This window comes from Paenibacillus residui, from assembly GCF_042677205.1.
Taxonomy (GTDB): Bacteria; Bacillota; Bacilli; order Paenibacillales; family NBRC-103111; genus Paenibacillus_L; species Paenibacillus_L residui.
Genome location: NZ_JBHTIU010000069.1, coordinates 1 through 21,265, shown reverse-complemented (window position 1 = coordinate 21,265; position 21,265 = coordinate 1). Strand labels below are relative to the sequence as shown.

The window sequence follows — 21,265 nt, the reverse complement described above, 5'->3', positions numbered from 1 at the left end:
AGCATTATTCCGGTTGTTATTCAAATATATTCAAGTTTCGCAAAACCATGAATGGAATCCGCCTATTTGGGCCAGGAATTCTATTAAAAATCAGGGGCGGAACCCGGCAGATTGTGAGAATGGCCCTTGTCCTACAGCGTACCTCTCCCGGCGCTCGTTGAGAATCTTTTAGTTGGTGAAAAAGAAACCGCCGTTTGTATAGTAAAAAGAATTACCTTGAAAAAGAAAAAGAGGCCTTCCGCCTGGCTGGCGAAAGGCCTCTCGGTGCGGGCTTCTCCTAAACTCCCATCCCCATCGAAAAGAGGAAGAAAAGCAGTGGAATCCCGACCAGCAAGCCGCTTAATACGGTTCCAATAACCGCAAACACCTTCTTCCGGTTTTGCTGCAGCAATCCAATGATGCCAAGGATTAGCCCGATTAAAGCGAAAACGAAAGAACCGAGCATTCCAAGCCCGATGAAAAGAAGAGAGGCGACGAGCTCCGGCGTTTGCTGAAGCTGTTCGAGGTTCTCCAGATCGAGATTAGGCATGAGTCCTGCCAATTGGGTGCTCAGGACAGCAACTCCGCCGACAAACAGCACGATGTATCCGATTCCGGCTAGAAGCGACATTACGAATGAAGCGATTCCCGGTCCCGAATGCTTCTCGGCGGTTATGAAATGATTTCGAAAGCCCTCCTCCTTATTTTTAAACGATTCCTGTTCTTGCTCATTGAAATGATCCATTCAGCTTTCCCTCCGTTATTAAAGCGATAAATAATGTGTTGATACGGCAATTAAGATAAGATTTCATTCCGTCCTCAATAAGTGCCTTAAGGCTTCAATTAAGAGGCCCCAGATGGCGAAAGCAGTCTACGTCTGCCCAAGGAAATATAAATCTTCATCGCCAAAAATAATATCATTATTTTACCACATCGCAAAGTTTCTATGTTCATTATAGCGTTAACGCCTCCTGAAAAGCGGTTGGCATCAAGTTATGTTGACAGCCTCTTCCAACTGTTATCCCCTTGATTCAGGTTTCTCATTTTTCGGACTAGCGGTTCTTTATTTAGACATATGGGCTGTTATCCCAATCGCTCAGCGGCTTCATACCGGACTTGTTGGTGAGCTCCATCATATGACTGTTATCCCCCTCGCTCAGGTCCTTCATATCACGGACTAGTGTATGATCTCGTCAAACGACTGCTGCTTCTTTCACTCGTTTCTTCCGTCGGTTCTTCCTTTAACCCAGTGTTTTACCAAGAGGAACTCGGCTTTAAGCGGATATGAAAATAAAACAACAATAAACGCAATCTGCAGATGGCCCCCCCGGTCGCCGATCCATTCTGAGGGAAGGGGATAACAGTCCAAAGTCTCGGCTAGAGGATTCAAAGAGGTAGGAAGATCAAGTGAATGGCGAAAGGAAGGGGAGGCTGATTGCAGACCAAAACTCCAGAGTCCATATTGAAAGTTCCCGAAAAGATGGATGGAAAAATGTCCATTGAAAGTGAAGTTTTCAACAGTTGTTCACAGAATGAAAAAAGAGTTTCGAATCGTCGCGGTTGGCATAGCCCATGAACAAGCAATCGAGAAAAAAATATGATATGATGCTGGCAAAGGTTCTCTGCAGGAGGTTGGAATATGCAAAAATTATTTACCATTTTAGGCAGCATTAATGCTCTACTGGCCGTTGCCCTGGGGGCGTTCGGGGCGCACGGGCTCGCTTCCGTTCTTGATGAGAGACTGCTGAACGTATTCGAGACCGGAGTCAGGTATCATATGTACCATGCTCTGGGGCTGCTCGCCATTGCCGCTCTAAGCGCGAAGATGCCGAATTCGCGTTCACTGCTGTGGGCCGGCAGACTTTTATTTGTAGGGATCATTTTGTTCTCGGGCAGCTTGTATGTTCTGGCTCTGAGCGGAATCAACAAGCTGGGAATGATTACTCCTTTCGGCGGGGTTATGTTCATCGTAGGATGGGCGCTTGTCGCGGTATCCGCTGTTAAATGGAAGTAAGGGCAAACGGGTACGTTTCTTTCCAGTACAGTCCGAGAAAGAAGCGGCCCGTTTTTTGGATCGGTAAGTAATCAACGGTTTGTAGAATCGGTCTTGGTTACATTCAGATTCATTGGAGGCTATCTTTCTTGAGAGACCGGTGTTGATTGTGCAAGTATACTGAGAAAATCTCCGTGCTTCAGACACTTCAGAAAAACGGAGATAGAAGGTTTTCGTCAGGTTAGGAGGGGAATGATGGAACAGGAATTGTTATCGGTTTTTCATCCGGTGCTCGCGGGCTGGTTTCACCGGTCCTTCGGCGAGCCGACCGAGGTTCAGCGTAAGGCTTGGAAGGAAATTCTGTCCGGGCGCCATACGCTGATTGCTTCGCCGACCGGGTCGGGCAAGACTTTGGCCGCACTGCTTCCATGTCTGAATGCGCTTGTACGGAATAAAGAGAAGCGGACGAATGCCGCCCCGGGAGTAAGAGTACTGTATGTCACGCCGCTCAAGGCTCTCAATAACGACATTCATCATCATTTGTTTCGCTTTGCTGAGGAAATGAAGCAGTATTCGCAGGAAATCGGCGGGAACTGGCAGGAGCTGAAAATCGGCATCCGCACCGGGGACACGCTGCAGAGCACCCGGGCTTCCATGCTCAGGAACCCGCCGGATTTGCTCGTGACGACGCCGGAATCCCTGTATATCATGATGACCTCTCCGAAAGCAAGGGAGATCCTGAAAACGGTGGAGCAGGTCATCGTCGATGAAATCCACAGCCTGGCTGCGGACAAGCGCGGAGCCCATCTGTCGCTTACGCTGGAAAGGCTGGTGGAGTGGAGCGGCCGGTCGTTCCAGCGAATCGGCGTCTCTGCGACGCAGAAGCCGCTGGAAAGAGTGGCCCGCTTCCTGGGCGGCTGGGAGGCGCCTGCTGCCGCTGAGAGCGGCGGAGCGATGACGTCGGCCGATGGAGGGAAGGGCCTCGCCGTTCAGGAAAGCGCAGCAAGCGGCGGCAAAGCGGACGTAACCGGCGCGAAGGAAGGAGCAGAGGCCGAGGAGAACGGCGAAGGCGAACCGGGATCGGGCGCGGGAGGCGAAGACGCAGCGGAAGGGGGAGGCGGCCGGGAGAGGGCGAGAAGCGTGGCGATTGTGCACAGCGAAATGGAGAAGCGCTACGAGCTGCTCGTCACTATGCCGGAGCGCCCGGCGCGGTCGAAGGAGAAGGAGCTGTTCTGGATTTCCATCGTGGAACGAATCGTTCAACTGATGGAGAACAGCAGAACGGCGTTGATCTTCGTCAACAACCGGCGGCTGTGCGAGCGGCTGACGCTCCGGCTGAACGAGCACTTCGGCTTCGAAGCGGCGCGCTCGCACCACGGCAGCGTCTCCCGCGAGAAGCGGCTCGAGGTCGAGCGGCTGCTGAAGGAAGGCGCCCTGCGCTGCCTCGTCGCGACATCGTCGCTGGAGCTCGGCATCGACGTTGGGCATGTCGAGCTGGTGATCCAGATCGACAGCCCCAAGCAGGTCGCTGCCGGCATCCAGCGCATCGGGCGCGCCGGGCACGCTGTGGGCGACGCCAGCTGCGGCGTCATCCTCGCGCGCAGCCGCGGCGAGCTGCCGGAAGCCGCTGTGCTGGCGCGGCTCATCGCTGCCCGGGACATTGAGGAAATCCGCATTCCGCGGCATTCCCTCGATGTCCTCTCCCAGCAGGTGACGGCGATGGTCGCCGTCGATGACTGGGAGGAGGGGCAGCTCTATCGCGTGCTCACGCGCAGCGACTGCTTCCGCGGCTTCCCGCGCGGCCGGTTCCGCAGTATGCTCGAGGTGCTGGCGGGGCTGTATCCGTTCGCCCGCCCGCTACTCGACTGGGACCGCGACACCGGACTGCTCCGCCGCCGCGCGCATACGCCCATGGCCGCCGTCATGGGCGCAGGCACTATTCCCCAAAGCAGCGGCTACCCGGTGTACCATATGGACACCCGGCAGCATCTTGGGGAATTGGACGAGGAGTTCGTCTTCGAGAGCCGGCCCGGCGACGTCTTCCAGTTGGGGACGAACTCCTGGTCGATCCGCTCGATCAAGCACGACCGGGTTTACGTGACGGAAGCGGAGAACCGCTTCAGTGAAATACCTTTCTGGCGGGCGGAAGCGCTCGGCCGCAGTTACGGGCTGGGAGTCCGGATCGGACGGTTCATGGACGAGTTTGGGGGGCGGATCGAGGAAGATCCCGACCAAGCCCGGCAATGGCTTATGGAGGAATACCGGATGGATGCCGGGGCTTCGGAGCAGTTGATCTCGTGGGTCCGCAGTCAGCAAGCCGCTTGCCCGCTGCCAACCGATCGGCGCATCGTCGTCGAACAGTTCTTGGATGATACGAACCAGCATCATGTCGTTATTCATTCGCTGTTCGGACGACGCTTGAATTTGGCCTGGCAGTTGGCTATTCAGGCCCGGTTGAACGAAGTGGTCCACCGGACATACTTTGCCAACGCGAGGGATAACGGCATCGAGTTTATTTTCCCGGAATGGGACCCGGCCTGGTTAGCCGCTCTGCGCCAGGTGGATGCGGCTTCCCTGGATCGGCTTCTGCTGGAATCGCTGCCGGGGACCCCAATGCTCGGAATCGCTTTTCGCCGCATTGCGGAGACCTCTCTGCTGCTGTCCAAAGGCTTCAGCCGAATGCCGGCCTGGAAGAAACGTCTGCGCAGCGAAGGATTGCTGGAAGAAGCGCTTCCTTATGCGGAGAGATTCCCGTTCCTGCATCAAGCCATGAAGGAATGCATGGAGGATACACTGGATACGGGCGGTCTGAAGGAAGTGTTGACCCGCATCGGTAACGGGGAGATCGAATGGCAGGTGGCAAGAACCCGGTTCCCGTCGCCCTTTGCCGCCCAATTTTTGCTGGATTACGTGGGAGTGTCGCTGTATGAGTCCGATGCGTTGAAGCCGGACCTCCAGATCCAGTTGGCCAGCATAAGCAGAGACTTGGCCGCTCAGTATTTCGGCGAGGAGAGCCTTCAGGGGATGATTAGCCCGGAGGTGCTGGATCGGGAGCAGAAGCGGCTGGAGCAGGGAGAAGGCCTTGAATGGCGCGGACCGGATGATCTGTACCGGCTCCTTAAGGAACGTGGCGACCATACCAAGGAGGAATTATTCCGATTGGCCGGCAAGCAGGCGGGGGAATGGCTGGACAGCCTCGCGGCTGAAGGACGGGTGGCGGAATGGACCGAATCGGGAGAGGCCCGCTGGATTTGCCGGGATGAACGGCATTTGTACGAGACGATCGGGAGCGATCCGCTTGCGGCAGCCTTCATCTGCAGGCGGTATATCGATCACCGGTTGTCCTTCACTCCGGAGGAATTGCAGCGGAGATACGGTCTTTCGGCACAGCGGACGGAAGAGCTGCTGGCCGAATGGCGGGAGGATAAGGTGATGGAGCCTGCCCCTTTTGCCGACCGGGAGAAGGAGCAGCTATTCACAAGCACCAAGGTAACCCGCCGGATGATCCGGATATCGATTCGGGATTTCCGCAGATCGGTGGAGCGGGTGCCATCCGCCCGATTGTGCCGTTACCTGGCCGAACGTCATCGCATCGCTGCCGGCCAGCGTCCGTCCGGGGCGGAGGGGTTGAATGATGTGCTGGAGGAGCTGCAGGGGGTCTACCTCCCCTTGGAGCAGTGGGAGAAGCAAGTCTTCCCCGCGCGGCTGTCCGCTTATCGCAAGGAAGAGCTTGACCTGCTGTTGGCGTCCGGCGAATGGATCTGGATGGGCGCGAAGGAAGAGCAGGACAAGGACGGCAGGATCGCCTTCTTCCGAGCCGATTCCAGACCGTTGTATGCCCCGTTTCTGAAGAGCCGGGAAGAACAGAGCGTTCATGCGCCGCTGCTTGATCTCCTCCGGTCCCAAGGAGCAAGCTTCCTGACCGCCTTGAGCCGGGAGGCGGGAGAAGTCCCTTCGGTGATGCTGGACAAGCTGATGGATTTGGTCTGGGAAGGGCGCGTGTCCAACGATCAGCTTGGTCCGATCAGGACCTATCGGCAGAGCAAAGCTTCCCGGACCGGCAAGTTTCAGTCCGGTCTCGGCCGCTGGTATGCGTTGGAGCCGTCTTCTCAAGCGGCCGAAGGTTCTCCGGAAAGGGCCGAAACTTCGGCCGTGCAGTGGGCGCATCTGCTGCTTAAGCGATATGGGATCGTGACCAAGGAAACGGCCAAAGAAGCTCCTTTTTCCTGGGATACGATGATCGGCGTCTTCAAACGGCTGGAAGAATGGGGGATCGTTGCCCGCGGAATGTTCATCCAGGGGGTTAGCGCTATGCAGTTTGCCCTGAAGGAGACTGCGGAGTCGTTAAATACGATCCGCTATTCCGATTCCGAGCTCATCCTGCTGCCAGCCTCCGATCCGGCGAATCCATACGGGATAACGGTTCCGTGGCCGGCGAGGAAGGAAGCGTCCTACGCCCGCAAGCCGGGCAATTACCTGGTTATGCGGGGGGAGCAGTGGCTGCTGTGGCTGGAGCATTATGGCAGAAGAATCATAACGATGGAGGAGGACAAGGCGGGCAGCTCGCGGAGCGGGGAAGGCCCGGATTGGAAAGAGCTGCTGCCGGAGCTGCTCATGCAGACCCTCCGCCAGAGCGGCCAGAGGAAAATCGCCGTCGAGCAGTGGAACGGCCTCCCGGTCGGAGAGACGGAGGCGGCGGACTGGCTGCTGCACAGAGGAGCCGAGCGCGATCGCCATAAAATCGTTATATGGCCCAGCTCATTCCGTTAGCTGCCTATACCCGCATGTACCTGTCCCTCATATGCTACAGTACGGGTTCGTTAAGGCACAGGAACTTCTTGGGAAGTTCCTGACAGGGGACCATCTTGGGAAAGGGGATGCTTAACCATGATGCAGGTCATTCCGATGGATATAGGCGGTCGTACCGCACTGGGGATCGAAGTAAAGCTGCCGAAAACCACCTTGCTCGCCGTCACTACCGACAAGGGATATATTATGTGCGGCGCCTTGGATGTGAAGCTTCTTAACGACAAGCTCAAGGATCGCAAAATCATCGCCGGCCGGGCCGTTGGAGTCCGAACGTTGGAGGAGCTTCTGGAGGCTCCATTGGAATCCGTTACTCTGGAAGCGGAGGCACTGGGCATTCACACGGGGATGAAGGGAATAGAGGCAATTGCTCGGATGATGTGAGCCTTGGTTGATCCCATAGCAGCACAGCCCGTCACTGTCGGTCCGCATCCGGAGGAGCGGACCTCTTTTTTCTTGACCGGAACATTCTGTGGAATAAGTGGAATAAACGCAATCCGTTTAGCTCTGTCGGTCGTCGATTAACGGCGTATAACTGAGATCATGCGAAAAGCCTGCACGGTATGAAAATAAAGTGGAGTAGGCTCAAAAACTGTAGCATTGAGGATTCTATTTGTTTGTTATAAACCAAGATCGAACGAAACCCTGAGCGCCCGGAATATAACGGACCCCAGAGACCTTAATCGGTCTAGAAGAGCCTTTCAGTAATTTTAATGGACTCGGATGACCTTATTCCCAAGCAATGCATGTGAAAGTAGGAGAATTCCGATCAATAAGCGCAGCTGTGTCCGTCTAAAAAAAACCGCCTATTTTGACGAAATAGGGTCTCCCGGGTCCGTTACAGACTATTGATCCTGTACAAACCATTCGGCCTTACCGATAGAACTATCAACCTATTCTTATGTACTGCTTAAACGATAGATAGTCGTTCTTTATTCCCGAGTACCTTTAACGGGGGATATGATAAAATATAGAAGGCTATTCACGGAGTTGGTCCAAGATACGCTCTTGGCTGCCGGTCTGTAGCGGTGCAGGAAATGGAGGGATGGCATGATCATTTGGATAAACGGGGCGTTTGGCTCCGGCAAGACGCAGACTTCTTTGGAATTGCGCCGGAGGTTGGCCTCATCCTTTATCTTTGATCCGGAGAACGCCGGGTATTACATCCGCAAGAATCTCCCCAGAGAAGCTTCCCGGGATGATTTTCAGGATTATTCCATGTGGCGGGAGTTCAATTACTCGATGTTAAAATACATATCCGGACAGTACCCGGGGATTATTATCGTGCCTATGACCGTGGTTCAGCCGCTGTATTTTGAAGAAGTGGTCGGCCGCTTAAGAAACGATGGAATTACGGTTCATCATTTTACGCTGTGTGCCTCCAAGGAAACGCTGCTTAGAAGGCTTCGCTCCAGGGGGAACGGTCCCAATAGCTGGGCCGCGCAGCAGATAGACCGTTGTGTGGACGGGTTGTCCAACGACATTTTCCGGCACCATCTCGATACGGAGAGCCTTAACATAGGGGCGGTGGCGGATAAGATTGCCTCCATGCTGAACCTCACGCTTCAACCGGATACCCGCGGGAAGCTTAGAAGAGCATTGGACCGATGGCTTACGCTAGGAAAATGAGCTGAGAGGGCGAGGGCCATCTTTTAAGGGCTGTATCCGGCCTTTAGCAGCTTCAACTGCGATTCGCTAACAGGCCTGTCTCTGTTATAATAAAGTTTAATCCGTGCGGCGAGATTACATTGCCGACATTAATAAGACCGCGATACGAAGCAAAGGTTGTATCGTGAGCCGTTGTAGATGAGGTGCTTTATGAGAAGTTATTTGGATCTGTTACAAGATGTGCTGGGTAACGGTGTGCAAAAGGAGGACCGGACGGGAACCGGAACGATTTCGGTGTTCGGCCGTCAGCTTAGATTTGACTTGTCGGAGGGTTTTCCGCTCGTTACGACCAAGAAATTGCATCTCCGCTCCATCATTCATGAGCTGCTGTGGTTTCTGAGCGGGGATACCAATATTCGTTATCTTCAGGAAAACGGTGTGACGATCTGGGACGAATGGGCCGACGAGAACGGGGACCTCGGGCAGGTTTACGGATCACAATGGCGTACCTGGCCTGCTCCGGACGGCAGACGAATCGATCAGATCAGTCAGGTGATCGAACAAATCAAGAGCAATCCGGATTCCCGGCGGCATTTGGTGAGTGCCTGGAATGTGGCGGAGATTGAGGAGATGGCGCTGCCGCCCTGCCATTATGCCTTCCAATTTTATGTGGCCGACGGCAAGCTTTCCTGTATGTTTACGATGCGGAGCGTCGACACTTTCCTCGGGCTTCCCTTCAATATCGCCAGCTACGCATTGCTGACGCATATGGTGGCGGAGCAGTGCGGGCTGAAGCCCGGGGAATTGATCTGGTCCGGAGGAGATGTGCATATCTACTCCAATCATATTGAGCAGGTGAAGCTTCAGTTGACCCGCGAGCCCTATCCGCTCCCTCAATTGATTATTAAGCGGAAGCCGGACTCGATCTTCGATTATCGCTATGAAGACTTTGAAATTGTCAATTACCAGTGCCATCCGCGGATCAAGGCGCCTATTGCGGTTTAGAGTCTGTCCGAAGGAACACAGGAATCAAAATAAGGGACTGTTTGAAGCAGCGAACTGCTGTGACGGCATCCTGATATGGTGGAAGCAAGTCACGGAGAAGAACATTTGGAACTGGTGAAGAGTTAGCGTTCGCCTTGTTATCCTTGGATTTCTAGAATTCCGAGGATAACCGTGATCGGAAGTCCAAACAGTCCCGGAGTGCAGTAAGCTCGCAAATACATCGTCTGAACAAAGACCTGCGTAATGCAGGTCTTTGGACAAATTTTCGTTAAAAGGGTCCAAAGACATGAAGATGCGCAGGTAAATTTGGCCATTTTGGCTAATTTTTGCGATTTTGGCGTCCAAAGACCTGCGGTTTTGATCATCTTTGCGGGATTTTACCGGATTCGTGCTAATAGACCTGCACTTTTACCGTCTAGACCGGAATTCGATAATGAAAGGGAAATGAAATAAATGATGACGAAGATAGAGAAGCAGAATACGAACGGAGCGATTTCCATGGTCGCGGCGATGGCCAGCAACCGGATTATCGGCAGCGGGAACCGAATTCCGTGGAGGCTTCCCGCGGATATGGCCCATTTTCGCCGGACGACGATGGGACATTCGATTCTGATGGGAAGGAAGACGTTCGAATCGATCGGCAAAGCTTTGGACGGGCGCCGCAACATCGTGCTGACGTCGAATCGGCAGTACAAGGCGGAAGGCTGTGACATTGTCCATTCCGTAGAGGAAGCGCTCGAACGGTACGGGAACGAAGAGCTGTATGTGATCGGCGGTGCGGAAATTTACCGGTTATTTATGCCCTATGCGGACAAGCTGTTCATGACGGAGATCGATCAAGATTTCGAAGGGGATGCAAGCTTTCCGGAAATCGATTTGGAGGAGTGGGCGGTTACCGATTGCCGCGAGGGAGAAATGGGCGAGAAAAACAAATACCCCCACCGGTTCGTTGTCTATGAAAGAAGAAGGTAAGCGGCCGCTTACCGCTGCAATGACGAACAGAACAGGAGAGTGAACATGCCGCGTAATGCGGCTTTCTTTTTACCACATTAGGAAGTTATAAGCTTAAAGCATCGTTGCGGAAAGGAAGGCCTTTCTACCGGCTTTTTGCACGAGGGAGGAAGCTTGAAGGCAGAATTGAACCATCGATGGATACAGGAAGCCCTCATGATAAAAATGACAGCGCCTTCTTTAAAGACAAAGCTTCTATTGCTCATCCTTCTCTTATTGAGCAATCATGGCCAGCTCATTGTAGACGCCATGGCTATCGCAAATAATGAAGGTCGGATTAACGACGGACTTGATATTCCTGCAATGCCGACCCTACAGACAAGGCGGGAACTGGCTTATGACGGATTATGGATGCAATTCGCGGCTAAAGTGATAACGGAGGAAGAGTCCATTGACGGATTCGATCAATTTGTAGAAGACTGGAAAAAACGCGGCGGCAACGAATGGATTAAGGAAGCCACGCAGTGGTATAACGAAACATATCGGAAATAATCTATACAAGTCCCCGGGCACACGGTTTGGGGACTTTTATTTGTCTAAAATTACGGTATAACGCGCTGCTTGCAATCGAAGGCTCGAAAGCAGTGTTTATATCAGTACCGTGATAAATTTCCGGGTAATATTTCTCGCAATTCTTTATTAAAGCATTGTCAGGGTATGGGATTTCGCCCATAATAGAGGTAGTCAACAGGCTTTGGCAGCAACGGCAAGGGTTAAAGCTGCTGACATTCCGATTATGATCAAGGAGGACAACCTGATATGAGTTCAACGATTCAACCGGTTCTGACCGAGACGTGCGAGCGGTTGCAGGTTCGCGTATACAGGAACCGTCAGGAACTGGGGCAAAGTGCCGGACTGGCCGCGGCCAGCAAGGTGAAGGAGCTTCTGGGGAAGCAGGAGAGGGTTCGCATGATTTTTGCCGCGGCTCCTTCCCAGAACGAATTTTTGGAAACACTGGCGAAGGACCCGGATATTGACTGGTCCCGTATAACCGCTTTTCATATGGATGAATATATCGGTTTGAAGCGGGATGCTCCGCAGCGGTTCAGTCAATTTTTGCAGGACCGAATTTTTGATATTGTCAAGCCTGGCGAAGTTCATCTGATTGACAGCTCCAATTCGATAGAAGAAGAATGTAAGCGCTATTCGGATCTGCTTAAGGAGGCTCCGATCGACATCGTTTGTCTGGGGATTGGCGAGAATGGCCATATAGCTTTTAATGATCCGCCGGTAGCCGATTTCGAAGATCCGGTGCTGATGAAGCCCGTCGAACTGGATGACGCCTGCCGCCAGCAGCAGGTGAACGATGGCTGCTTCCCGACCTTTGACGCGGTTCCGACTCATGCGCTTACTCTCACTATTCCGGCGATTATGTCAGGAAGTCATCTATTCTGTATGGTTCCGGGACCGACTAAGCGCAACGCGGTTATGCACACGTTAAACGGGCCGCTGACAACGGAATGCCCGGCTTCCATTCTTCGTACTCATCCGGATTGTACCCTGTATGTCGATACCGAATCCTATGAGGTGAAAGCATGAGTGGGGAGCAGCTAACGGTTCTGGAAGGATTGGACTACAAGTCCGGCAATCCTGTCCGGGTAACGATAAGCGAAGGGAAGATTCGGGAAGTGGCGCCTGTGCAGGAGGAAGCCGACGGTTCCCTTCCATGGATTGCTCCCGGACTCGTTGATCTGCAGATTAACGGATACTTCGGGATTGATTTCAATACGCTTCCGTTGACAACGGAGGCGGTCCAAGAGGTGACCCGCCGGATTGCGAAATTGGGTGTTACTTCGTACTATCCTACGGTGATAACGAACAGCCCCGAGGATATTGAGCGGCTTGTCGGAATTATTGCAGAGGCTTGCGATTCCGATCCGTTGACCGGGCAGTGCATAGCGGGCATTCATGTGGAAGGTCCGTTTATTTCACCTGAGGACGGAGCCCGCGGGGCTCACAGTAAGGAATACGTGACCGCTCCCGATTGGGAGCTCTTCCAGAGGTGGCAGCGCGCGGCCGGTGGCCGGATCCGCATTCTTACGCTATCTCCGGAATGGGACAACGCCCCGGAGTTCATTGCGAAGTGCAGCGCGGAGGGAGTCACCGTGTCCATCGGGCATACTTCGGCGACACCGGAGCAGATTCGGGCGGCAGTGGCCGCGGGGGCCAGGATGTCGACACATCTGGGCAATGGAGCGCAATTGATGCTCCCGCGTCACCCCAATTATATTTGGGAGCAGCTGGCCAGCGACGAGCTGAGCCCTTGTGCGATAGCGGACGGGTTCCATCTGCCGGAATCCGTGCTCAAGGTATTCCTCAAGGCGAAGGCCGAGCAGCTCATGATAGTCAGTGATGCGGTGTTCCTGAGCGGACTGGCTCCAGGCGAGTATGATACCCATATTGGCGGCAAGGTGGTGCTGACCCCGGAAGGTAGGCTCCATACGGCCCATAATCCGAACATACTCGCCGGATCGGCACAGATGCTTCCTTTCAATATCGAGCATCTCGTCCGCTCCAAGCTGTGTACTGCGGCCCAGGCGTGGGAGATGGCATCGACCCGTCCGGCGGCCTTCATGGGACTGCCTGCTGCCCAAGGTTTGAATGAGGGCGCCCCGGCGGATCTCGTCCTGTATAACTGGGAGGAAGACAAGCTCATGGTCAGAGAGGTTTACAAGAACGGCAGCTTGATATAGTAGCGATAGAGAGACAAGCGACAATTCAATACTTTTTTGAAAAGGGGGACCATAGCGTCCTCTTTTTTTTATCGATGTGTATGGATTCTGCAGCGGAATCTACGAAAAGGCTTCAATAGATGAAGTTGGGAGGTGGCCGCAAAGGACTCGAAATACGTTTCGCGGCAAAAATTCCTGAGATAATGCAGGACTTTTAACAAATCTAAGAAAGTATAAGTTTCACCTTATACCGGTGTTATATTTTTTGCGTATTTTCAGGCTCAAATCTTAAATGTATACTATTGACCATTAAAAAAGATCATGTACAACAAGTGGGGGATTATCCATAATTAATATTGCTTTCCGGAATTTTCTAAAAGGCTCAAGTATACTCAAACTCTGCGGCATTAACCGATTTTAACATCAAGCGGAATAGGGGCGATATGGATGATGAGAACAAGAACGCTGAAGCCATGGAAAGGAAACGGACCCAAAAGCGTGTTTATTACTTTATTGACATCCTACATCATCATTCTTCTTATTCCTGTCATTATTGGAAGCGCTTTATACAAAAACGTGGAGAAGCTGATGGTGGATAATGCAAACCGGGCCCATCTGGGCATGCTGGAGCAAGTGAAACAGGTTATGGACAACCGTCTGGGGGAAATTGACTCCATGACCGTTCAGTTGGCGCTGAATCCGAAGCTTCTCTGGCTGCTGAGCAATGTGGGGGGTGACACGGTTAACGACCAAATCAAGTTTCTGGAATTTATGAAAGAAGTGAAGAACTTTCGAAATATCAGCACCTTTATAGAAGATTTTTTCATTTACTTTAAAAATACCGAAACGATCCTTACCCCGCTTATGAAGACGAACCCTGAAGTGTATTTCAACAAGATTCGTTCATACGAGGACAAAGGCTACGATTGGGTGATGAACGAGCTGCTCTCCGGACATCGTTACAAAACTTATATACCGGCGTCTCCCATTACCGACAGAATTGCATCCACTACGACCAATTATATTACCTATGTTCAGTCGCTGCCGCTCGCCAACTTTTCGGACCCGGAAGGATACCTCGTCATTCATATCGATGAACAGGAAATCAATCAACTGCTCAAGCAGGTGGAATGGGTTCATAATGGGGCGATCTATATTTTGGATGAGAATTATCAGGTGATGATGACGAATTCGCAGGAGGGGCTCGATCCCAAGCTCTATACCCAGCTCACGGAGCCAAGCGATTACTATAATATTGTGCAGAACGGCGAGGAAAAAATGTTGTCGTATACGACCAGCGCCAAGAACGGCTGGAAATACGTCTCGGTCGTACCGACCTCGATCGTTATGGAACAAGTCAACAGAGTGAAGGACGGGGCGCTGGCGATGCTGGTCATCTGCCTGGCGGCCGGAGCCGTCGCTTCTTATGTGATGGCTTACCGCAACTATAGCCCGATTCGCGAAATGATCCAGGAAATCATCAAAGGGAGAGGCCTTAAGAGAGGCCATTTTACCAACGAGTACGATTTTATTAAAAAAATGATCGTGCTTTCTCTGAATGAAGAGAAGCATTTGCGCAAAACGCTGGAGGAGCAGGCACCGGTGCTGCAGGCGAACTTTCTGACCCGGTTGATCAAGGGGCATGCGGAAATAGACGCGGCCCAAGACCGCTCTCTCGAATTTATGGGAGTTCATTTCGAGCATGACTTTTTCTGCACCATGATTATAGAGATAGATGACTGCTCGAGCTTTATCAAAGGGGATACCGAAAGGGAATGGGCGCTGGTCCGCTTTATTCTTACCAACGTATGCAGCGAATTAATGCAGGATAAGGGCTATATTGTGGAAATGGACCGGGACCGGCTGGCTGTGCTGACCAGCATTCCTGAAGCGGATGACGAGGTCAAGATGCGGCGGAACGATTTTATCCGTCAACTGAAGCAGGTCATTGAAGAGAGATTTCGCATTCAAACGACCGTGGCGGTCAGCATGATCCATCAGGGGATGGAGGAGATTGGGAGATGCTACCGGGAAGCGCTGATGGCGATGGATTACCGAGTCATTTACGGGGCGAATGAAGTTATCTTCTATGAAGATCTCGAGGATTTGGAGCAGCATTATTATCACTACCCGATGGAAGCCGAGGTTCAATTGATGAATTACGCGAAGAGCGGGGATTACGTTCATGCCGAGAAGCTGCTGGAGCAAATTTACGAGGTCAACTTCACGGACCATAAAATTACTCCCGAAATGGGCAAATGCCTCTTCTTCGATATGCTGAGTACTGTCCTGAAGGTGTCCAACGGAATGAATATCGATGACAAGAAGCTGTTCGCAGGCTCGTCCGATCCGGCGAAATCGATCTCCGATTGCTCGACTGCCGAAGAAATGCTGGGCAAAATCAAAGAGCTTTATATGCAAATATGCACCCATTCCCGGGAAGAGAAGACGGATCACAGCGAGCGGCTGTATGCCAGAATTTGCAGTTATATTGAACAGAACGGAGTCGATTGCAACATCAGCTTGACGATGATGGCGGATCATTTTCAAATTACACCGCAGTACCTGTCGTCGTTCTTCAAGAAGCACAGCGGACAGAACATTACCGATTACATCGCGGCCGTGCGAATTCGGGAATCGAAAGCTCTTCTTGCCGATCAGACGTTGACCGTTTCACAAATTGCGCAGAAGGTCGGTTATTCCAATGACGTCGGATTTATTCGTTTTTTCAAAAAATACGAAGGCGTAACACCGGGAAAATATCGGGAAATGCTGCGTCGCTGAAGAAAAGCTTTAATCTGTATAGTCTCCCTTAAGAAAAGATAGTGATCATTGTTTAAGCCGTATAATTCATTGAAAATCGTATTGTATCCAGAGGGCAGGCCTTTCGTTATAGTTTGAATATGTCGCCAGACGAAAGCGTTTCAATTTCTGAAAAGGGAGGCCCTATGATCATGAATAAAAGAAGACAAAGAACGGCAGCGGCTCTGATGTCCGTTACTCTGGCAGCCGGATTAATCGCTGGATGCAGCAAGGGGGAGGCACCTCCGGCAGTTCAACCGTCGGATTCCGGCGGGGCGCCGAAGGAAGTGAACTATCCGGAGAAGCTCACATATTGGGCAGGGATGGGGAATGCCGGTTCCGTCCTGAAGAGCTTCAATGAAATGGGCGCTTATAAAGAGATGGAGAAAATTACCGGAACGAAGGTGGAATTCCAGCATCCCCCGTCCGGGCAAGAAGCCGACCAATTCAATCTGATGCTCGCGTCAGGCAAGCTGCCCGACATCATTGAATATAACTGGGCTTCGGTGGCCAAGGGTCCGGATAACGCGATCAAGGAAAAGCGAATTATCCGATTGAATGAGCTGATTGAGGAGCATGCTCCCAATCTGACCAAAATCTTGAATGAGCACCCGGAGTGGAAGAAATTGATTACGACGGATGAAGGCAATATTTATGTATTTCCGTTCATTCGCGGGCATGAGGAGCTGCTGACCTTCCATGGTCCGGTCATCCGCAAAGATTGGCTCGACAAGGTCAATCTGCCGGTGCCCAAGACGATAGACGATTGGGAGAAAGCGCTGACTGCCTTCCGGGATCAGGATCCTAACGGTAACGGCCAGAAGGATGAGATTCCGTTCCTTCTAACGATGGGAGATATTAATGTCGGCCATGCCTTTATCGGCGCCTGGGGGATTACGACCGAATTTTATCAGGATAACGGGACGGTCAAGTACGGACCCATTCAACCGGAGTACAAGGAATTCCTAACCCTGATGAACCGGTGGTATAAGGAAGGACTGATTGACAAGGATTACGCCACGACAGACTCCAAGCTGAAGGATGCCAAGATGACCGGAGATCAATTGGGCTCCATCGTAACCTATAACGGAAGCGGTATCGGACGGTATACCAGTCTGATGAAGGATTCCAAGCCCGATTTCACACTGATAGGTACGACCTATCCGGTTCTTAAAGAAGGAGATAAAGCACTCGGTCAAATGGATTTTCCCTTCAGGGGAGATGGAGGCGCCATTTCCGCAACAGCCAAAAATCCGGAGGAGCTGGTCAAATGGATGGACTTCCGGTATGGAGAGCAGGGGCATATGCTGTTTAACTTCGGGGTCGAGGGAGAGAGCTATGTCATGGAGAACGGATACCCGAAGTATACGGATTTGATTATGAATAACCCGGACAAATTGCCCATTACCCAAGCGATGGCCAAGTATTTTGTAGCAAGCTGGTCCGGACCGATCATTCAGGATGTTCGCTATCAGGAGCAATACCTGTCGCTGGATGTCCAGAAGGAAGCGATCAAAAACTGGATGGACGCCGATCATTCCAAGCTGCTGCCCCCGATTACTAGGACAGCGGACGAAAGCTCCAGATATTCGTCCATCATGAACGATATTAATACCTACAAGACCGAAATGATTGACAAATTCATTATGGGTGCGGAGCCCCTCGATCGTTTTGATGACTTTGTCAATACTCTCAAGGGAATGGGGATTGAGGAAGCCATTAAAATTCAACAGGCGGCCCTGGAACGCTTCAATCAGAGATAAGGATTGCTGCTGTTTGTGTCCGTGTCGGGGCTGCCCCGTCACGGACCCTTTCCCGGAAGACCGGATCATTTCACCTACATCCTGATTACAGCAATAAGGGAGGCTGAGTATGGCTGAAGTAGTTAGAGGAAAACCAGCCGGAACAGCGAAGGATAAGACGCGTTTTCGTTATCGGGTCGTCCGTGACTTCAAGATGAACAAGTACGTCTACTTGATGCTGCTTCCTGTCGTTCTATACTATGCTGTCTTTCACTATGGCCCTATGTACGGAGTGCAAATCGCCTTTAAAGACTACTCTCCGACGCTGGGATTCTGGGGCAGCCCCTGGGTCGGCTTTAAATATTTTCAAGATTTTTTCAACAGCTTTTATTTTTGGAGACTGATCCGCAATACGATATTGCTGAGTGTTTATGAGCTGATTTTCGCCTTTCCGGCGCCGATCCTTCTCGCCCTTCTGTTGAACGAGGTTCGCAACCGGCTGTTTAAGCGTGCGGTTCAGACGATCACCTATATTCCGCATTTCATCTCGATTGTCGTCATAGCGGGGATGATGGTAGACTTCCTGGCGCGTGACGGGCTGATCAACAACCTGCTGGCCTGGTTTGGAATGGAAGCGATTCCGTATCTGCGGCAGCCGGAATGGTTCCGGACGATTTACATCAGTTCGGGAATCTGGCAAGGAGTAGGCTGGGGGACCATTATTTATTTGGCGGCCATCTCCAATATCGATCCTTCCCTGTACGAAGCCGCACGAGTGGATGGAGCCAACCGGTGGAGGCAGACGATTCATATTACGATTCCCGGCATGCTGCCCACGATCATTATTTTGCTGATTCTGCAGATGGGGAATCTGATGACCGTCGGGACGGAGAAAATACTGCTGCTGTACAATTCCGCCACGTATGAGACCGCCGATGTCATCGGTACCTTCGTTTACCGCAAGGGGCTTCTGGAGTCGAACTACAGCTACAGTGCGGCGATCGGTCTGTTCAACTCGGTCATAAACTTTACTTTACTGGTGCTTGCGAATACGATCAGCAAACGTACGACGGAGACCAAATTGTGGTAGGAGGGGTGCTTGATGAATAGACCGACGATAGGGGAGCGGATCTTTGATTTTTTCAACTCGTTATTTATGATCTTGCTGTGCCTCGCTACCTTGTATCCGTTCCTGTACGTGCTGATCGCTTCGTTAAGCGACCCGGCATGGGCAGTACAGCAGCGGGGACTGATCTGGTTTCCCCATGGATTCAACCTGGATGCGTATAAGCTGGTTTTCGACAACCCGATGATCAAGACCGGTTATATGAATACTCTGTTTATCGTTGTTGTCGGGACAGCTATTAACGTTTTTATGACGGCGTTGGGAGCCTATGGACTCTCCCGGCAAAATGTGATGTGGAAAAACCCGATTATGTTTTTTATCGTTTTTACAATGTTTTTCTCCGGCGGGCTGATTCCTACCTACCTGCTGGTGACTAATCTGGGGATGCTAGATACTTTATGGGCGCTCATTATTCCCGGTGCGGTCAGCGCCTTCAATCTGATCATTATGAGAACATCGTTCCAGGGAATACCGATCAGCCTGGAGGAATCGGCTAAGCTGGACGGCGCCAACGATTTTACGGTGCTTTTTCGAATCATTCTACCGCTCTCCATGCCGGTTGTGGCCGTCATGATTTTGTTCTATGGGGTAGGGCATTGGAATTCCTGGTTCAGCGCGATGATTTATTTGAGAAACCGTGAATTATTTCCGCTTCAGCTTGTCTTGAGAGAGATTCTGATTACGAACAGCACGGACAGTATGATGACCAGTGTCGGCGCCGCCGATAAAATGCCGATTGGCGAAACGATCAAGTACGCGACCATCATTGTCGCTACGATTCCGATTCTCCTGCTCTATCCGTTCCTGCAGAAGTATTTTGTCAAAGGGGTTATGATTGGGGCTATTAAGGAGTAATCCGATTTGATAGAATGATTAATGAAAATAACAGAATAAGGTGTGATAAAGGCATGTGGAAGCAAGCCATTGAGGATGCCGTTCAGAAGATTAGGAAAAATATCGAAGGCCACCCCGGACTCTTTCCTCATATTACAGAAGGAAACCGCTATCAATGGGGGGAGAACAACGATTGGATCGAAGGCTTCTATACCGGGATGATCTGGCTTTCCTATCAATATACAGGGGATGAATTTTTTAAAAAAGCGGCGGAAGAGCAGGTGCAGAATTTCCGCGAACGGCTGGGTAACAATGTGGCGCTTGATCACCATGACATCGGATTTTTGTATTCGCTGTCATCGAAGGCCGGGTGGATTATTGCGAAGGACGAGGAAGCCCGCCAATTGACACTGAGAGCGGCCGATAAATTAATGCAGAGATGGCGCCCCGCCGGCCAATATATACAGGCATGGGGCCCGGAAGGAGATCCTAAGAACGGCGGACGGATCATCATTGACTGTATGCTGAACCTGCCCCTTCTTTATTGGGCTTACGAGCAGACGGGGGACCCGAAGTACCGGGATATCGCTGCAATTCATGCGGAGAAGAGCAGGCGCTATCTTGTGCGCGGGGACGATTCTTCCTATCATACGTTCTATTTTAACCAGGAGGATGGAACACCTATCGGCGGGGGCACCCATCAGGGATACCATGACGGTTCGACCTGGACGCGAGGCCAGGCCTGGGGAATATATGGCTTCGCGCTATCGTACCGCTATACCCGTAATCCGCTGTTCCTGGATACGTCCCGAAGGCTCGCCCGCTATTTCGACAAGCATCTGCCGGAAGATCAGGTAGCCTATTGGGATTTCGACGCTCCGATCGAGGAAGGGACTCCGCGTGACAGCTCCGCATCGGCTATCGCTGCAGCGGGTGTGCTGGAGCTGGCCGAGCATCTGGATGACAAGGACCCGGACAAAGCGTTCTTCCAGGATGCGGCAGTAAGATGGATGGCTTCGCTGGTGCGAAATTATTCTACGATGAGCATGCCAGAAGCGGAAGGCTTGCTCCTGCATGGCTCTTATCATGTTCGCGGGGACCGGGGGCCCGATGATTTCATGATCTGGGGCGATTACTACTATTTGGAAGCCTTGATGCGCATGGAAAGAGGATTGAAAGGATACTGGTACGAGTAAAGCTCGTGGCCCGGAGGCAGGGATGGAAACCCGCTTCCGGGCTATGTTTGTTAAGTACCGCGACTTCCCGCAAAAGTTATGCCGTAGGGCCGCCATGCTCCTGAAATTTGACTTTGTAAACGACCATGAAGTTTTCCGAATGCAGCTCTTCTCCGGCGATTTTGTAATCAATGCTGTAAACCGTATCTTCGGACAAGGTTCTGAGGAAATTGTTCAGCTCTTCTTTATCGTCGAAAGTTTTAACCTGAAGGACCATGTGAATTCCACCTTATGTTGATATTTATTGAAAAAGATCTCCTGTTACATTTTATCCAACAATGGGTCCACTTATCCGATAGTGATGTCACGACAACCTTTCGTAATTAAATGATACCGCTTACCGAGCGGTTATGGCATAATGAATTTAGATTATTGCCTATTCTACTAACTCAACTTTCGCAGAGCGAAAATCGGCATAATTGCATGATGTGACTGAACTAACGGTGAATGTA

The 21,265-nt window shown here is 51.8% G+C and carries 16 protein-coding genes; 14 read left to right on the top strand and 2 right to left on the bottom strand.

All coding sequences use genetic code 11. The annotated features are described in order from the left end of the window. Positions 1 to 277 precede the first annotated feature (277 nt). The gene (locus ACFQ03_RS17780) at positions 278 to 724 is read right to left on the bottom strand and encodes a hypothetical protein (protein ID WP_144941425.1); all 447 of its coding nucleotides are present in this window, start codon (positions 722 to 724) and stop codon (positions 278 to 280) included. Positions 725 to 1,618: 894 nt separating this feature from the next. Here ACFQ03_RS17780 and ACFQ03_RS17775 point away from each other — a divergent pair. The 14 genes from ACFQ03_RS17775 (at position 1,619) to ACFQ03_RS17710 (ending at position 20,774) form a co-directional block, all read left to right on the top strand. Next, positions 1,619 to 1,993 carry a DUF423 domain-containing protein gene (locus ACFQ03_RS17775; protein ID WP_144941427.1) on the top strand — a complete coding sequence of 125 codons (375 nt, stop codon included), beginning with the start codon at positions 1,619 to 1,621 and terminating at the stop codon, positions 1,991 to 1,993. A 234-nt stretch (positions 1,994 to 2,227) separates the two neighbouring features. Next, positions 2,228 to 6,742 (top strand): DEAD/DEAH box helicase, encoded by a 4,515-nt coding sequence (locus ACFQ03_RS17770; protein ID WP_379289822.1) that lies wholly within the window; start codon positions 2,228 to 2,230, stop codon positions 6,740 to 6,742. Positions 6,743 to 6,859: 117 nt separating this feature from the next. Then, the gene (locus tag ACFQ03_RS17765; protein ID WP_144941431.1) at positions 6,860 to 7,162 is read left to right on the top strand and encodes a YunC family protein; all 303 of its coding nucleotides are present in this window, start codon (positions 6,860 to 6,862) and stop codon (positions 7,160 to 7,162) included. 666 nt (positions 7,163 to 7,828) lie between these two features. Beyond that, positions 7,829 to 8,407, top strand: a complete 579-nt coding sequence (locus ACFQ03_RS17760; protein ID WP_144941433.1) for an AAA family ATPase — start codon at positions 7,829 to 7,831, stop codon at positions 8,405 to 8,407. Positions 8,408 to 8,596: 189 nt separating this feature from the next. Further along, complete coding sequence (gene thyA, locus ACFQ03_RS17755; protein WP_379289819.1) at positions 8,597 to 9,391, top strand: thymidylate synthase; 795 nt, start codon at positions 8,597 to 8,599, stop codon at positions 9,389 to 9,391. Positions 9,392 to 9,844: 453 nt separating this feature from the next. Further along, complete coding sequence (locus ACFQ03_RS17750; RefSeq protein ID WP_379289817.1) at positions 9,845 to 10,363, top strand: dihydrofolate reductase; 519 nt, start codon at positions 9,845 to 9,847, stop codon at positions 10,361 to 10,363. A 195-nt stretch (positions 10,364 to 10,558) separates the two neighbouring features. Continuing rightward, positions 10,559 to 10,894 (top strand): hypothetical protein, encoded by a 336-nt coding sequence (locus tag ACFQ03_RS17745; RefSeq protein ID WP_379289815.1) that lies wholly within the window; start codon positions 10,559 to 10,561, stop codon positions 10,892 to 10,894. 267 nt (positions 10,895 to 11,161) lie between these two features. Then, on the top strand, positions 11,162 to 11,941 hold the full coding sequence (locus tag ACFQ03_RS17740) for a glucosamine-6-phosphate deaminase (RefSeq protein WP_379289813.1): 780 nt from the start codon (positions 11,162 to 11,164) through the stop codon (positions 11,939 to 11,941). Next, complete coding sequence (locus ACFQ03_RS17735) at positions 11,938 to 13,095, top strand: N-acetylglucosamine-6-phosphate deacetylase (protein WP_379289811.1); 1,158 nt, start codon at positions 11,938 to 11,940, stop codon at positions 13,093 to 13,095. The genes ACFQ03_RS17740 and ACFQ03_RS17735 overlap by 4 nt, the downstream gene beginning before the upstream one ends. 426 nt (positions 13,096 to 13,521) lie before the next feature. Further along, positions 13,522 to 15,858, top strand: a complete 2,337-nt coding sequence (locus tag ACFQ03_RS17730; protein ID WP_150960376.1) for a helix-turn-helix domain-containing protein — start codon at positions 13,522 to 13,524, stop codon at positions 15,856 to 15,858. A 170-nt stretch (positions 15,859 to 16,028) separates the two neighbouring features. Then, entirely contained in the window at positions 16,029 to 17,639 is a 1,611-nt protein-coding gene (locus ACFQ03_RS17725; RefSeq protein ID WP_144941495.1) for an extracellular solute-binding protein, read from the top strand. A 109-nt stretch (positions 17,640 to 17,748) separates the two neighbouring features. After that, positions 17,749 to 18,708, top strand: coding sequence for an ABC transporter permease (locus ACFQ03_RS17720; RefSeq protein WP_144941497.1), 960 nt, complete (start codon positions 17,749 to 17,751; stop codon positions 18,706 to 18,708). Between the two features lie 12 nt (positions 18,709 to 18,720). Then, positions 18,721 to 19,599 carry a carbohydrate ABC transporter permease gene (locus tag ACFQ03_RS17715; protein WP_144941499.1) on the top strand — a complete coding sequence of 293 codons (879 nt, stop codon included), beginning with the start codon at positions 18,721 to 18,723 and terminating at the stop codon, positions 19,597 to 19,599. A gap of 53 nt (positions 19,600 to 19,652) precedes the next feature. Beyond that, on the top strand, positions 19,653 to 20,774 hold the full coding sequence (locus ACFQ03_RS17710) for a glycoside hydrolase family 88 protein (protein ID WP_379289807.1): 1,122 nt from the start codon (positions 19,653 to 19,655) through the stop codon (positions 20,772 to 20,774). 76 nt (positions 20,775 to 20,850) lie between these two features. Here ACFQ03_RS17710 and ACFQ03_RS17705 read toward each other — a convergent pair whose 3' ends face one another. Beyond that, the gene (locus tag ACFQ03_RS17705) at positions 20,851 to 21,030 is read right to left on the bottom strand and encodes a hypothetical protein (protein WP_144941503.1); all 180 of its coding nucleotides are present in this window, start codon (positions 21,028 to 21,030) and stop codon (positions 20,851 to 20,853) included. Positions 21,031 to 21,265 lie beyond the last annotated feature (235 nt).